The organism is Bacillus sp. NPDC060175 (genome assembly GCF_042728695.1).
Lineage (GTDB): Bacteria > Bacillota > Bacilli > Bacillales > Bacillaceae_G > Bacillus_A.
This window is the reverse complement of record NZ_JBHWYR010000058.1, coordinates 1-12,583: the sequence shown is the minus strand read 5'-3', so window position 1 is coordinate 12,583 and position 12,583 is coordinate 1. Positions and strand designations below refer to the sequence as shown.

General features: G+C 34.3%; 21 protein-coding genes and 1 pseudogene. 16 read left to right on the top strand and 6 right to left on the bottom strand.

Going from position 1 to position 12,583, the window contains the following annotated elements:
* Positions 1 to 11: 11 nt before the first annotated feature.
* The 4 genes from kamA (at position 12) to ACFWDE_RS23000 (ending at position 2,923) form a co-directional block, all read left to right on the top strand.
* Complete coding sequence (gene kamA, locus ACFWDE_RS23015) at positions 12 to 1,430, top strand: lysine 2,3-aminomutase (protein ID WP_002157965.1); 1,419 nt, start codon at positions 12 to 14, stop codon at positions 1,428 to 1,430.
* Positions 1,427 to 1,699 (top strand): YokU family protein, encoded by a 273-nt coding sequence (locus ACFWDE_RS23010; protein ID WP_002085797.1) that lies wholly within the window; start codon positions 1,427 to 1,429, stop codon positions 1,697 to 1,699. Before kamA ends, ACFWDE_RS23010 begins: the two co-directional genes overlap by 4 nt.
* A gap of 72 nt (positions 1,700 to 1,771) precedes the next feature.
* Positions 1,772 to 1,987 carry a YozE family protein gene (locus ACFWDE_RS23005; RefSeq protein WP_002085796.1) on the top strand — a complete coding sequence of 72 codons (216 nt, stop codon included), beginning with the start codon at positions 1,772 to 1,774 and terminating at the stop codon, positions 1,985 to 1,987.
* 273 nt (positions 1,988 to 2,260) lie between these two features.
* A complete protein-coding gene (locus tag ACFWDE_RS23000) occupies positions 2,261 to 2,923 on the top strand; it encodes a hypothetical protein (protein ID WP_002065242.1) in 663 nt (220 codons plus the stop codon).
* 4 nt (positions 2,924 to 2,927) lie between these two features.
* Here ACFWDE_RS23000 and ACFWDE_RS22995 read toward each other — a convergent pair whose 3' ends face one another.
* Positions 2,928 to 3,083, bottom strand: coding sequence for a DUF3930 family protein (locus tag ACFWDE_RS22995; RefSeq protein WP_002018281.1), 156 nt, complete (start codon positions 3,081 to 3,083; stop codon positions 2,928 to 2,930).
* A 149-nt stretch (positions 3,084 to 3,232) separates the two neighbouring features.
* On the opposite strand from ACFWDE_RS22995, the gene ACFWDE_RS22990 reads away from it, so the two are divergent.
* The 5 genes from ACFWDE_RS22990 (at position 3,233) to ACFWDE_RS22970 (ending at position 5,976) form a co-directional block, all read left to right on the top strand.
* Positions 3,233 to 3,412 (top strand): YozD family protein, encoded by a 180-nt coding sequence (locus tag ACFWDE_RS22990; RefSeq protein WP_002012644.1) that lies wholly within the window; start codon positions 3,233 to 3,235, stop codon positions 3,410 to 3,412.
* Positions 3,413 to 3,522: 110 nt separating this feature from the next.
* Complete coding sequence (locus ACFWDE_RS22985) at positions 3,523 to 3,705, top strand: hypothetical protein (protein WP_016094110.1); 183 nt, start codon at positions 3,523 to 3,525, stop codon at positions 3,703 to 3,705.
* Positions 3,705 to 4,526: a serine/threonine protein kinase gene (locus ACFWDE_RS22980; protein ID WP_377894929.1), complete on the top strand. Its 822-nt coding sequence runs from the start codon at positions 3,705 to 3,707 to the stop codon at positions 4,524 to 4,526. Before ACFWDE_RS22985 ends, ACFWDE_RS22980 begins: the two co-directional genes overlap by 1 nt.
* Complete coding sequence (locus ACFWDE_RS22975) at positions 4,508 to 5,263, top strand: sporulation protein (protein ID WP_377894927.1); 756 nt, start codon at positions 4,508 to 4,510, stop codon at positions 5,261 to 5,263. The genes ACFWDE_RS22980 and ACFWDE_RS22975 overlap by 19 nt, the downstream gene beginning before the upstream one ends.
* 77 nt (positions 5,264 to 5,340) lie before the next feature.
* Positions 5,341 to 5,976, top strand: coding sequence for a phosphatase PAP2 family protein (locus ACFWDE_RS22970; RefSeq protein ID WP_002148169.1), 636 nt, complete (start codon positions 5,341 to 5,343; stop codon positions 5,974 to 5,976).
* On the opposite strand, the gene ACFWDE_RS22965 is transcribed toward ACFWDE_RS22970, so the two are convergent.
* From ACFWDE_RS22965 to ACFWDE_RS22955, 3 genes are all read right to left on the bottom strand, one after another.
* Positions 5,966 to 6,847, bottom strand: coding sequence for a cation diffusion facilitator family transporter (locus ACFWDE_RS22965; RefSeq protein WP_377894926.1), 882 nt, complete (start codon positions 6,845 to 6,847; stop codon positions 5,966 to 5,968). The genes ACFWDE_RS22970 and ACFWDE_RS22965 overlap by 11 nt on opposite strands.
* 427 nt (positions 6,848 to 7,274) lie before the next feature.
* Positions 7,275 to 7,589 carry a thioredoxin family protein gene (locus ACFWDE_RS22960; RefSeq protein WP_001206934.1) on the bottom strand — a complete coding sequence of 105 codons (315 nt, stop codon included), beginning with the start codon at positions 7,587 to 7,589 and terminating at the stop codon, positions 7,275 to 7,277.
* Positions 7,590 to 7,662: 73 nt separating this feature from the next.
* The gene (locus ACFWDE_RS22955; protein ID WP_377894944.1) at positions 7,663 to 8,196 is read right to left on the bottom strand and encodes a site-specific integrase; all 534 of its coding nucleotides are present in this window, start codon (positions 8,194 to 8,196) and stop codon (positions 7,663 to 7,665) included.
* A gap of 129 nt (positions 8,197 to 8,325) precedes the next feature.
* Here ACFWDE_RS22955 and ACFWDE_RS22950 point away from each other — a divergent pair, with 129 nt between their 5' ends.
* Positions 8,326 to 8,481 carry a hypothetical protein gene (locus ACFWDE_RS22950; RefSeq protein ID WP_377894925.1) on the top strand — a complete coding sequence of 52 codons (156 nt, stop codon included), beginning with the start codon at positions 8,326 to 8,328 and terminating at the stop codon, positions 8,479 to 8,481.
* Between the two features lie 6 nt (positions 8,482 to 8,487).
* Here ACFWDE_RS22950 and ACFWDE_RS22945 read toward each other — a convergent pair whose 3' ends face one another.
* Positions 8,488 to 9,096, bottom strand: coding sequence for a hypothetical protein (locus tag ACFWDE_RS22945; protein ID WP_377894924.1), 609 nt, complete (start codon positions 9,094 to 9,096; stop codon positions 8,488 to 8,490).
* 76 nt (positions 9,097 to 9,172) lie between these two features.
* Here ACFWDE_RS22945 and ACFWDE_RS22940 point away from each other — a divergent pair, with 76 nt between their 5' ends.
* The 6 genes and pseudogenes from ACFWDE_RS22940 to ACFWDE_RS22915 all read left to right on the top strand — a co-directional run bounded on the left by ACFWDE_RS22940 (position 9,173) and on the right by ACFWDE_RS22915 (position 12,062).
* Complete coding sequence (locus tag ACFWDE_RS22940; protein WP_377894922.1) at positions 9,173 to 9,385, top strand: hypothetical protein; 213 nt, start codon at positions 9,173 to 9,175, stop codon at positions 9,383 to 9,385.
* Between the two features lie 223 nt (positions 9,386 to 9,608).
* Positions 9,609 to 9,857, top strand: a complete 249-nt coding sequence (locus tag ACFWDE_RS22935; RefSeq protein WP_377894943.1) for a YqaJ viral recombinase family protein — start codon at positions 9,609 to 9,611, stop codon at positions 9,855 to 9,857.
* A gap of 109 nt (positions 9,858 to 9,966) precedes the next feature.
* Positions 9,967 to 10,218: a DUF3947 family protein gene (locus ACFWDE_RS22930; RefSeq protein ID WP_377894920.1), complete on the top strand. Its 252-nt coding sequence runs from the start codon at positions 9,967 to 9,969 to the stop codon at positions 10,216 to 10,218.
* Between the two features lie 83 nt (positions 10,219 to 10,301).
* A pseudogene (locus ACFWDE_RS22925) lies at positions 10,302 to 10,529 on the top strand (DNA cytosine methyltransferase); the annotation flags it as partial.
* Between the two features lie 261 nt (positions 10,530 to 10,790).
* Entirely contained in the window at positions 10,791 to 11,366 is a 576-nt protein-coding gene (locus tag ACFWDE_RS22920) for a C1q-like domain-containing protein (RefSeq protein ID WP_377894919.1), read from the top strand.
* A 138-nt stretch (positions 11,367 to 11,504) separates the two neighbouring features.
* Complete coding sequence (locus ACFWDE_RS22915; protein ID WP_002148154.1) at positions 11,505 to 12,062, top strand: C1q-like domain-containing protein; 558 nt, start codon at positions 11,505 to 11,507, stop codon at positions 12,060 to 12,062.
* A gap of 92 nt (positions 12,063 to 12,154) precedes the next feature.
* Here ACFWDE_RS22915 and ACFWDE_RS22910 read toward each other — a convergent pair whose 3' ends face one another.
* Positions 12,155 to 12,367 (bottom strand): hypothetical protein, encoded by a 213-nt coding sequence (locus ACFWDE_RS22910; RefSeq protein ID WP_002148150.1) that lies wholly within the window; start codon positions 12,365 to 12,367, stop codon positions 12,155 to 12,157.
* Between the last annotated feature and the right edge of the window lie 216 nt (positions 12,368 to 12,583).

The window sequence follows — 12,583 nt, the reverse complement described above, 5'->3', positions numbered from 1 at the left end:
GGGGAATAGCAATGTTACATGATGTATACAAACCAAATCGTCACTGGAAGGATATTGAATTATGGAAAGATGTTACAGAAGAACAATGGAATGATTGGGTTTGGCAATTAACGAATACGATCAAAACTTTAGATGATTTAAAGAAAATAATTAACTTAACACCTGAAGAAGAAGAAGGTGTTAAAATTTCAACGAAAACGATCCCGTTAAACATTACACCGTACTATGCTTGGCTAATGAATCCTGATGACCCACGCTGTCCGATTCGGATGCAATCAGTACCGATTTCGGAAGAGTTATATAAAACAAAATATGATTTAGAAGATCCTCTTCATGAAGATGAAGATTCACCAGTTCCAGGATTAACGCATCGCTATCCAGACCGCGTACTATTTTTAGTAACGAATCAATGTTCTATGTATTGTCGTTACTGTACACGTCGTCGTTTTAGTGGACAAATTGGAATGGGCGTACCGAAAAAGCAATTAGATGATGCGATTGCTTATATTAGTGAAACACCACAAGTACGTGACGTTTTAATTTCTGGCGGTGATGGACTTCTAATTAATGATAAAATTTTAGAATATGTATTAAAGAATTTACGAGCAATCCCGCATGTCGAGATTATTCGTATCGGAACGAGAGCACCAGTTGTATTCCCGCAGCGTATTACAGAAAACCTGTGTAACATTATTAAAAAATACCATCCAGTATGGTTAAATACGCATTTTAACACTTCTATTGAGATTACAGAAGAATCGAAACTAGCATGTGAAATGCTTGCAAATGCAGGTGTTCCAATTGGAAACCAAGCTGTAATTTTAGCTGGAATTAATGACAGCGTTCCAATTATGAAAAAACTTATGCATGATTTAGTGAAAATTCGTGTTCGTCCATATTACATTTATCAATGTGATTTATCAGAAGGTATCGGTCATTTCCGTGCACCAGTTTCGAAAGGTCTTGAAATTATTGAAGGCTTACGTGGACATACGTCTGGTTATGCAGTACCAACGTTCGTTGTTGATGCACCGGGCGGAGGCGGAAAAATTGCGCTTCAGCCAAACTATTTAATTTCACAAAGTGCGGATAAAGTTGTTCTTCGTAACTTTGAAGGGGTTATTACAACGTATCCAGAACCAGAAAACTATATCCCAGGAAGAGCAGAAGGCTACTTTAAAGAAATTTATCCGACTTATGAAGAGAAACGCTCTGATATCGGCGTTGCAGGATTGATGAGTGATAAGAAATTTAATCTTGTTCCAGATGATTTACAACGTATGAATCGCCGTAAAGATTATGAAGTCAATGAAACGCATGCTTCTTTAAAAGATAAACGTGATAAGCGTGATCAATTAAAAGATAAAAAATATCAAGCACAAATAGCAAAGTTAGATGATGACAAAAAAAATGAGGGTGACGTAGTATGAATTGTATGTGGTGTGACAGTACAGAAGCGAAAGAAAGCTTGAATACTGTATATTGGGAATTACCAGATGGTACGAAAGCCATTGAAATCCAAGAGACACCATGTATTACTTGTTCCTCATGTGGAATGGACTATCAAGCAGACCATACTGTAAAAGAAATTGAAGATCAGTTGTTTTTAATTTATACGAAAGATTTGCCAAAACAACTAACATACGAAGAGTTGATGGGAAGACCACGTTTATTAAAAAGGAATTATTTCGACTTTTAACCAGCTTTTATGCTGGTTTTTTTCTTTTTTGCCTTGTATAATGTACCCAAGTTAGAAAGGTAGGGAATATTTTTGAAAAAGACATTTTACCATTATATGATGAAGCACCGTGCAGCTTTATTTAAAAATGAAATATCAGATTTAGCAGAGGCGATGTATGATGATTTAAGTTTTCCGAAGCAATCTGAAGACTATGATGTAATTAGTTCATACTTAGAGTTAAGTGGAATGCTAGAAAGTATGTCTATATTTGATGATGCATGGGATTTATATATACAAGAGAGATAACGATATGAAGGTTTAGGAAAATGAAAGCATAATGAATATATTACTTTGAAAGAAGTGAAGTATTCATTATGTTTTTTTATTTACAATACGTCTTGCTGTTAGAGCATAAATGAAAAGTGAAAGCTAGTTTAAATACTAGCTTTTTTGAGTTATATACAAATTCTACTTTTTTATTGAAAAAATTTATGAATATAAGCTTCTGTGATAAGCGTTTTTATGTAGGTTGCATATACTGTTATCAAAATCACGACGTTTAAAAAAGGAGAGATATAGATGGCAAAGAAAAAACAACCTAAATATAACGTAGGGGACATAGTCGTGATTACACTATATGGAACCGTTGGAAAAATTACGAATATGAAGATTTTAGATGGAGTTTACGTATACGAAGTAAATAATCACGATGGGTTTTACGTTGAGCAAACTTTGCAGCATGTTACAGAGCAAGAAATGAAAAAGGGCGACACAGAGTGGATTGAATTAAATTATAACTTTACGTTTGGTGATCTCGTGCAAGTAACTGGATATGATAAAGATGTTTTTCGTATTGTTGGTTTTCGGACAGAAGTATGGAGATATAAAAATGATGCATGGGAAGATACTATATATGAATTGTCACGAATTACTGATGGTGAATGGTTAGAAGCTGATGAATCTGATTTAACATTACTTGCCAATGCACAAACGGCAAATGCAATTTTGAAGAAAATGAAACAAGATAAAGCTGGTATGAATAAATTGGATTTAGGAAAATTGAAGTCAATTAACAATTCGAAAAAAGTAAGTGTAAAGACGAATCGCCAAGAAATTATTGATGGGTTATTAGATATTTATAATGATTATCATTTATTATTCGATACATTTAAAGATGAAGAATATAAAATTGTTATGGATGTTGTTCAAAATTATTTAGTTAAATTGACAGAGAAAAAATAGTTAACTAGAAAGAGAGAATAAATTGAACAACAACATATGCAGTATAAGGTATGCCTACAATTATTAAAAAAATAAAAAGCCATTTAATAAGAGAGTCTGCCCATTGATCTTCATGCATGAACTCTTCTTTTGTTTGCTCTACTTCGTATTGGTATTCCATTATTATTTCCCCCTTTGGATAGCTTGTACTAACATCGTATGCCCTTTGCCTACATGATATGACTTATAAAAAAGAAAAAACTATTTTTCTAATCTCATATACATAATTTTGAGATTTTTTCATAAAACAGAAATAAAGGAGTGATGCTCATGAAGGAAATTGAAGTCGTAATTGACACGGAAGAGATTGCGGAGTTTTTTTATGAGCGACTAATTGAAAGAGGGTACGTTCCAAAAAGAGAAGAAATTGAGGACCTGGCAGATATTACATTTGAGTATTTATTAGAGAAATGCATGATTGATGAAGTTTTTGATGAAGAGGAAGATTGAAAGTAACGGCGGGCTTAACTCGTCGTTTTTTACTCTTTACAAACCTGTCACAAATATAGACAAGAATTGTTGGTATAATTAAGAGAAAATTTTATACAAGAGGTGAAGGGATGTTCAAAAAAATTATTGATTCTATATTAGGAAAGAAAAAAAATCGTTCGTATTCGAGTAGTGATTATCGTCATAGAGGGCGCTCGTATTCAAGTAGCGATAATAAACGACGTTCATCTGATTATGGGCATCAGCATTATAAAAGAAAACGTAAAAGCCGTAGCTTCTTTTCAAGTAGCTGATGAAATGGCGTCGTATACTAGCTTTATTTGATAGACCACTGCGAAAAAATACAATCGTTGCAGAGCGTTATAAGATTGAATCAGTAATTGGGATGGGCAGTTATGGGGTTACATATGTCGTTAATGATTTACAAATAAATAAATATAAAGTCTTAAAACAATTAAGACAAAGCAAACAAAGATATGAGTCTGGTAGAAAATCATTTGAGCAAGAGAAAGTGATTTTACAAACATTAAATCATGCGTCAATTCCTAGTCTACATGATCATTTCATATGGGAGAAAAAGAACTTTTTTGTGATGGAGTATATGCCAGGTGAAAATTTCGAAGATTATATTTTCTTAGATGGGCATGTATATGAAGAACGTGAAGTTTTTGGGATTTTATATGAAGTACTAGGAATTGTTTCGTATTTTCATAGTAAAGGCATCATTCACCGAGATTTACGTATTCCAAACATATTAATGAAAGAAAATCAGATTAGTATTATTGATTTTGGATTGGCTAAATTGAAAGGTGAGGGTGATGAGCGAGCTATAACTTATGAAGGTGAACAAGCTTTGATGCGAGAAGTTCACTTTCGTAGCGATTTTTATGCGCTCGGTCATTTCGTATTATTTTTATTGTATGCTGGTTATGAATCGACTGAAAAAAAGGAAAAATCTTGGTATGAAGAGTTAGTGCTGGAAGAATATAATCGCGACATGCTAATGCGAATGTTACAAATGAAAGCGCCATACTATGAAAATGTACAAGATCTGAAAAAAGATGTAGCTTACGCTTTAGAAAGGATGGAGACTCCATGTTTCAAAAATTTTTAGCAAGCGTTGGTATTGGTAGTGCAAAAGCAGATACTGTTCTTGAAAAAGATGAGTATATAGTTGGAGAAGAGATAGTAGGGAAAGTACATATAACTGGAGGTTCAGTTAGCCAAGAAATTGAAAGCATTTACTTAACGTTGTCGACGTCATACGTAAGAGAAGTGGATGATAAAAAAGTAACGGCAACGTATGATTTAGAGCGAGTTCGTTTAACAGATCCATTTTCTGTAGAGCCAAATGAAAAAGTGGAAATCCCATTTTCGTTTTTAATGCCAATTGAAGCACCACTAACACTTGGAATGAAAACGGTTTGGGTTCATACAGGCCTTGATATTAAACATAGTATTGATCCAAGTGACCGTGATTATATTCAAGTGTTGCCGAATACGCTATTGAACAGTGTATTAAATAGTGTAAATCAATTAGGCTTTAAAGCGCGTCATATAGAATGCGAAGAATTACCGTATCGATTACGTAAGCAAGTTCCATTCGCGCAAGAATTTGAGTTTATTCCAGTTTCCGGAGAGCATTATGGGAAATTAGATGAATTAGAATTATTAATTTTGCCAAGTGCCCACGACCGATTAGAAATTATTATGGAAGTAGATAGAAAGTCACGTGGATTGGCTGGTTTATTCGCAGAAGCGCTTGATCTTGATGAGAAGGTTATTCGCTTTACAGTAACAAGCGAAGATATTCCAACGATGCAGCAAAAAATTAACAATTATATTTTTTAATAAACTATGCATAAAAAAGAAATGGAGAGGAAAACTAAAACAACCGCTCCATTTTTTTGCATAGTGAGGTTATGTATGTGAAACGATACCGACATTTATACTTGTTAAGTTGTACACTACTCATTTGTTTTGTCGCACTATCACTTTCGTATCATACCGCTTGTATTGAAAAATTTGATAATGTAGTCGCACACTTTATTCAAAGTTTCCGAAACGATTATTTGACAACCTATTTTACTTGGGTGTCCTTTATCGGTTCAAAAAGAATATATTTCCCGTTACTCATTATACTTGTAATGTATTTTCTTCTTAGAAAAAAAATATTAAGTGCATTACTTCTAACAATTAATTATTACGGATCACGTTATTTGAACAGTATGCTCAAACTATGGTACGAACGAGCAAGACCTGATGTGACGCAGCTTGTTACAGCAACTGGATATAGTTTTCCGAGCGGTCATACGATGAATGCTACTGCTTTTTTAGGATTTATTGCATATGTCACAATTACAGAAGATCGTATTTCATTGCATAAAAAGTTGCTGATTATTTTTATAGCAAGCTTCGTTGTATTATCTATTTCAGTTAGCCGAATTTATCTTGGCGTGCACTATCCATCTGACATATTAGCCGGATGGGCAGCGGGCGGTAGCTGGCTCGTTTTATGTGTTATATTTCATAAGGCGTTCATTAAAAAAGAACCTATGTCATAATAGGTTCTTTTTGCATGGGCTCCACATGAATATGAGCATGGTAAATTCCGAATTTCTTTCGAAGCATATCTTCAATATTGTCAGTAATACAATGGCTTTCGCTAACATCCATTCGAGCATCTACTTCAATTGTAATATCTACATACGTTTGATTCCCATACATACGAGCGCGAATATCTACAATATGTTCTACACCTGAAATATGTCCTACAGCATCAGCGTATTCATCCATTTTATCAGGATCAATACCATCCGTTAGCATATGGGAAGCTTCTACGAAAATTTCCCATGCAGTCTTACAAATAATAAGACCGACAAGTAAAGCAGCAATAGGGTCCAAAATAGGCATTTGGAACTGTGCTCCGACAATACCTACTACTGTACCAATACTTACGAGAGCATCAGATAAATTATCTTTTGCAGCGGCTTCTAACGACTTACTCTTTGTTTGAATCGCAATGTATTTCGTATATTTATATACGAAATACATTACGACAGCAGAAAATAAAGCCACCCATGCAGCAAGTACATTAGGTGCTGCTTGTTTCGGATTGAAAAACGATTGAATTGCACTAATCACAACTTCTAATCCGACCGTTGCCATAATAAAGGAAGCAACAAGTGATGCGATTTGTTCTGCACGCGAATGCCCATATGGATGATCTGGATCACGAGGCTTACGAGAAATTTTGAGGCCGATTAATATAGCTAAAGAAGCACCAATATCCGTTAAGTTATTCAAACCGTCAGCACGTAATGCACTAGAGAGGGTAATATAACTGATGATAATTTTCATAGAGGATAAAAATATGTAGGCCATAATGCTGACAATAGCACCTTTATCAGCTTCTTTATGAGAAAGAGTATCCAATTTAATCACTCACCTTCCTATAAGGAATTTCTTTCTATACATAGAGTATCAAACGAAACTCGTGTGGGTCTATACAAACATTGTTGACGTTTTATAGCTTTTTAAGAAGGGGATAACAAAGTTTCGTTAAGGAAAAAAATGTTGAAAAGTACAAAGCGGAAAGTTGTTAAACAATTAATGATGATTATGGCATAGGAGAAGGTGGCGAAAATAATGATTCGCATAATTTCTTTCATATATATTTTTCACAAAATGCTCGTTTGTAATTCCTTGTGGGACTTATATATAAGGAATTATAAAAAAAATTCTTGGGTAAGAAGAGGAAAAAAGCATTATTATGTTCAATGGCATAAAGAAACGAATACAAAGAACATTTTGAAAACAAATTAAAAAACCTCTGAAAAATTATCAGAGGTTTTTTCGTTTTTTAGTATGCTTCTAAAAACTCAGTAACTTGCTCTTCCGTTTTTGCGTTTGCACTATGTAAGTGACCTAGCTTTTCGCCATTTTGATATACAAGTAGGCTTGGAATGCCCATTACTTGATACTCTTCAGCAATACTTGGGAACTCATCTTTATTAATAGAATACCATTCAAACTTATTGAACTCTTCCATTACATCTCCGATAAAATTGTCCATACGTACACAATCTGGGCACCATGTAGTAAAGAACTTAACAACTACTGGCTCCTCGCTTGCGATGATGTCTTTGAATTCTTTGTCAGACTTGATTTCTCTCATGTTTTGTTGCTCCTTTTTCACTTATAATATTTTGGGTTATTTAGGCGGTGTTTTTGCCTAGAAACGAAAACTTCTAACAAAAGTTTTTCTTTTCGAATAATTCGTTTGCAAATTGATCCACCGCAGTTTCCTGAAGTCCTGGTACAACATGTGAGTAAGTCTTCAGTGTGATACCTACTCTTTTATGTCCTAATCGTTCACTTACAATCTTCGGATGTATACTTTGTTTTAACATAATTGTTACACGAGTATGTCTCAGATCATGGAACCGAATATCAAGAACCTCACTTTTCTTTATAAGCTTTTTCAGGAGCTGTGTCAAACTTCTGAAACGGCAGACCAAATCGTAGTCATTATAGCGTTCATCATATCGCTCTTTTTCCTCAGAGATTTTTTGCAGATGGTCATTTTGTGCCATTAAAGTAATGTCAGGCAAAATCAGCAGTCTCTTTCCTGAAGAGGTTTTTAGTTCATGGAATCCCTTTGTAATGTGAGAGAGGGAACGGTTAACAGATAACGTTCGTCTCTCAAAATCAATATCTTTCCATTGTAGACCTAAGATTTCACCTTTACGCATTCCACATGTAATAGCAAGAAGATAAGCGATATAATAACGGTTTTCTTTTGCATGTTCTAAAAAACGAAGAACTTCTTCATCGATTAAAAAACCAGGGGGTTAACGCTGAGTTAGTGGAAAGAGCTCATTATATCACTCTTTCAGAGGAGGTGAGTTAGGATGCGGAAATGGTTAAAGAAACTATTTTCGAAAAAACGCCCACCCTGCATTGTTTGTGAGGAACAAGAAGGTGAGCTTCAATTAAACGAAACTGATTGGATTTGTGAAAATTGTGCCCAAATTATGCATGAACAAGGTATTGAAAGAGATGAATAGTACCCTTTACATCTTATTCCATATATAACAAAGCTGGTTAGCTTCTGATTCAAGCGCTATTAAATGATCATTATTAATAGAGTTATTCGTATACATTCTGTTCTTTTGGATGTTAAGAACCGTATAATTCACATCGTTATGTTCATTTGAAAATGCTGATTCGTTTAATAATGTCAGCGTTGAGTTGATGTTGTATTTATCAATTCGCTCTTTCTTTCCTTTGAAAAACAGTTTGATAAGATGCGGCTCATCATTAATGAGCAAACCGAGTTCAGGTGATGAGCGGACGATTAAATCATCTGATATCCAATGTGATTTACCTGGATCGAACCAAGAGACGTCTTTGTTTTTAATAAATTTTTTGTACTGTTTTATGACATCGATATAGTTTTGCTGTTTCTTCTGATCAACCGTTTGCACTAATGTTTCGAAACATTCAAAAGGTAGTTCGTTTTGATGAAATTTAATAACAGTGTCTCGTAATTGTTTCCAGTAATCAAAAGCTGGTTGGTATTCCGGTTGAGATTTTAGATTTTTTACAAAGTTTGTTTTAGCTGCACTACTTTTCAGTGTGAAGTCTAGAAATTGTGTAAGTCCTACTTTAATTTCTGCCATATTACACCCCCTTTCCAAGCATTACTAATTCGATAATAGAAAGGAAAATCCTGTATTTTTTAAGGAGGCGAGCTAGATGCTAGAAAACCAGATGTCCATGCACAATGGCTATGGTAAAGCTGATCCACAGGAGCAAGAAGGTATCATGATAACGTCTATCGATGCCGAAAAGTTACAAGATGCCATCAGTCAAGCGGTAATGATTTCACAGGAATATCCAGAAAGTGAGGGTGTGAATGGGAGCATTAATGAAGCGTTGGAATTGTTACAAAAGTATTTGGGGCAATAAAAAAGGACTCACGGCAATGAGTCCTCATAAAAAAATATATGTTGATATTAGTATAAAATGGAAGGTGAGTGAATAGAACATGCAAGCAAAAGTATTGGTTAACAAACTAAACATGGACCACGCTCAGTGGTTGCAAGCTATTGGTGGCTCAGATGTTTCTGCAATCGCAGGTTTAAATAAATGAAAATCAGCAGTTCAAGTATTCTTTGAAAAAACACAAGCGATTGAAAAGGAAGATGTACAAAGTGAATCGGCATATTTCGGAAACGTTTTGGAAGAGGTAGTTGCAAAAGAATTTTCCAAGCGTACGGATTTAAAGGTACAACGCAGAAATGCAATCTGGCAGCATCCTGAATACCCGTGGATGCTTGCAAATGTAGACCGATTGATTGTCGGTGAAAAGATTGGCCTTGAATGCAAAAAAAAGTTGGGGTATTTTGGTAAAGAGTGGGGGTCAAAAGAAGGAAGGTGAACAAAAACGCTATTTGAATAAAAGCTAGTGGACTAGTTTTTAACACTCACTGAAATTAAGAATCATAACATACTTTGTAATAACTTATATGGAAGTGAGTTGAATAATAATGTTTTATTCATATTTTGATACCCGAGATAGAATGCGTCCGTATGGTACGGCGGGTATTACGTATAGCGGAGCACAAAGTACAATTCAAGCTGTTCAACAAGCGTTACAAGCACAGCAGCAAATGCAACAAATACAGCAAGGTATACAACCGTACTATTCATCTATGGAGTATTATTACCCAATGCATCCTATTACACCATACGGGATTTCTGTTTCAACAATTCCATATGGAACTGTATACAATTTATAAAAATATACGGGGGAATAAATTTGAGTATTTATTATATTAGGGCGCAAGTACAGAGCGTCCTTATAAGAAATGGTTCGTATCTAGGGAACAATTATAAAATTTTAGATATTGGAATGAGAATGTTACAACCTCATGAGTTATATGCAGCGCAAGGATTCCCAAGCAACTACATTATTGATCATGATTTTTACGGGAAGCCTTATCCGAAAACAGAACAAGTTGCCAGATGCGGAAACGCGGTACCGCCACCATTTGCTGAACAATTAGTCAGAGAAAACTTACCAGAAATGAGCGTAGCGGAGGGGGGATAATAAATTCAAGAGGGCAGCAGTAATGTAGGGTGTTATAAAACGAGAACATCCTAGGCCAAGGAATGCATCATTAAAGATACTACTTTAGTAATATAATTGGTGACGCATTCCTAACATTAAGCTTTGTTTTATACTTATACTTTCTCTTCAGGCAGTCTTATGCTAGCACGTTCTTATTTTTGTAATAGCAGCAAATTAGTCTAAACCTTCCAAATCTAGCTTGAATAATATGTAGTAATAGAGTAGAAAGGAGCGATATATATGTCTTGTTATTACTACTGTAAGAATTGTGAGAGTTACAAAAAGAAAAATCATGATTGTTGTAAAAAAAGAAGTGCCTATAATAATAAGTGCAGTAAAAAATATGATGATTGTTCTTGCAATCATAAGGAGAAAAACCTTGTAAGAGCATCCGCTTTTAGAGCGGTAAATACAGTTGATCAAAACCTTCCAGCCAATACTTTTGTCAAAGTATTATTTCAAAATGAACAATTTGATTTAGCGAATGAATATAACCCGGAAACATCAGAGTTTACTCCGAAGACTAGAGGCGTTTATTCCGTAATTGGAACGATTGGTTTCTTTCCAAACGATACAAATGTAAACTATAGAGCGCGTGTAGAAGTTCGAGTGAATGGAAATGCGGCAATTGCTATAGATAACGATTTTTTTGGTCCGATAAATTTTGGGAATGTCGTAAGTGTTTCAACAATACTCCAATTACATGCAGGTGATATTGTTGAGATTTTTGCGCAAAGTAGTATAGATGGGGTTATTAGTAGTTCAGAGGATGGTTCTCATTTTGAGGCTGCTAGATTTCCATCTCCAATTGTATAAATATTAAAAAGGAAAAAATTTTATTAACTCTGCTTTTCCGTGGAGTTTTTTTAATTTCATAATAGCAATAGCTCGTCCAAACTTTTTAAATTTATTTTGCATAGTATACAACAATAGATTTAGAAAGGGGATATAAATATGTCTTATTATTATTGTAAGCATTGCAATTGCTATAAAAAGACACAGCATACTTGTTGTAAGAAGAGTACAGATTATTACGATAAGTGTTGTGATAATGAGAAAGATAAACTTGTAAGGGCATCTGCTTTTAGAGCGGTTAGTACAGTAGATCAAAATGTCACTGCAAATACTTTTGTTAAAGTATTATTTCAAAATGAACAATTTGATTTAGCGAACGAATATAACCCAGCAACATCAGATTTTATTCCGAAGACTAGAGGGGTTTATTCTATTATTGGTACAATCAGCTTTGCACCTAATGATAGTAATACGAATTATAGAGCGCGTGTAGAAATTCGGGTAAATGATAATCCAGCTATAGCGATAGATAATGACTTTTTTGGTCCACTCAATTTTGCAAATGTCGTAGCTGTTTCAACAATACTTCAATTACATGCAGGAGATGTAGTTGAAATTTTTGCTGAGAGTGATGTAGATGGACTGATTATACAAAATGATCCAGGATTTATTAGTACGCATTTTGAAGCTGCAAGATTCCCATCTCCAATAAAATAAAATACATGTTTGTGATTTATGGACTGTTTTTTTAAAAAAGGCTCTACCTTATGGTAGGGCCTTTTAGTTAAAATTGTTTAGAAGGGAATATATTAAAATAAGTTCATAAATACTTGATAAGCAACACCTAGAGTTAATAAGATGGCTAACAGTTTTGCTACCCATCTCGGTGCATTTAAATTTAATAAAAGGGAATGACATATACTAAATGTAATGCCGAGTGTTAAAAGAATTGCGATAAGATATAAAACGAATAGGAAGAAAGGTTGCTCTATGGAGCCGAAGTCAATTTTGGATGGATTCATGTAATATGTACCTCGTTTTTTGTTGATATATTAATATAATAATGAAAAATACAAGAAATTGGAAGAGTAATGTAATAAATACTATAAAAGTAAATTTGAAGTTATGGATGGAGTAGATCAAATAATCTTTGAAAGACTATTCAAAGCCATCATTTGTTTAAGTTTGATATACAAGAACGAATGTTCTTGGTATACTGAAAAATAAAAAAGGTGCGT